Origin of the sequence: Halomonas sp. I1, from assembly GCF_032334135.1 — a bacterium.
Lineage (GTDB): Bacteria > Pseudomonadota > Gammaproteobacteria > Pseudomonadales > Halomonadaceae > Halomonas.
This window is the reverse complement of sequence record NZ_JAVXUS010000036.1, coordinates 2,522-3,643: the sequence shown is the minus strand read 5'-3', so window position 1 is coordinate 3,643 and position 1,122 is coordinate 2,522. Positions and strand designations below refer to the sequence as shown.

Below are 1,122 nucleotides of genomic sequence, written 5' to 3'. Positions count from 1 at the left end.
TCGGGTTGTAAAGCACTTTCAGTGAGGAAGAAAGCTTGTCGGTTAATACCCGGCAAGGACGACATCACTCACAGAAGAAGCACCGGCTAACTCCGTGCCAGCAGCCGCGGTAATACGGAGGGTGCGAGCGTTAATCGGAATTACTGGGCGTAAAGCGTGCGTAGGCGGCTTGGTAAGCCGGTTGTGAAAGCCCCGGGCTCAACCTGGGAACGGCATCCGGAACTGTCAGGCTAGAGTGCAGGAGAGGAAGGTAGAATTCCCGGTGTAGCGGTGAAATGCGTAGAGATCGGGAGGAATACCAGTGGCGAAGGCGGCCTTCTGGACTGACACTGACGCTGAGGTACGAAAGCGTGGGTAGCAAACAGGATTAGATACCCTGGTAGTCCACGCCGTAAACGATGTCGACTAGCCGTTGGGGTCCTCGAGACCTTTGTGGCGCAGTTAACGCACTAAGTCGACCGCCTGGGGAGTACGGCCGCAAGGTTAAAACTCAAATGAATTGACGGGGGCCCGCACAAGCGGTGGAGCATGTGGTTTAATTCGATGCAACGCGAAGAACCTTACCTACCCTTGACATCGTGCGAACTTGGTAGAGATACCTTGGTGCCTTCGGGAGCGCACAGACAGGTGCTGCATGGCTGTCGTCAGCTCGTGTTGTGAAATGTTGGGTTAAGTCCCGTAACGAGCGCAACCCTTGTCCCTATTTGCCAGCGATTCGGTCGGGAACTCTAGGGAGACTGCCGGTGACAAACCGGAGGAAGGTGGGGACGACGTCAAGTCATCATGGCCCTTACGGGTAGGGCTACACACGTGCTACAATGGCCGGTACAGTGGGTTGCAAAGCGGCGACGTGGAGCTAATCTCATAAAGCCGGTCTCAGTCCGGATCGGAGTCTGCAACTCGACTCCGTGAAGTCGGAATCGCTAGTAATCGTGCATCAGAATGGCACGGTGAATACGTTCCCGGGCCTTGTACACACCGCCCGTCACACCATGGGAGTGGACTGCACCAGAAGTGGTTAGCCTAACTTCGGAGGGCGATCACCACGGTGTGGTTCATGACTGGGGTGAAGTCGTAACAAGGTAGCCGTAGGGGAACCTGCGGCTGGATCACCTCCTTAAT

General features: G+C 55.9%; 1 rRNA gene. It reads left to right on the top strand.

Going from position 1 to position 1,122, the window contains the following annotated elements:
- Positions 1-1,120: ribosomal RNA gene (locus RSO41_RS18415) — 16S ribosomal RNA — on the top strand; the annotation flags it as partial.
- Between the last annotated feature and the right edge of the window lie 2 nt (positions 1,121-1,122).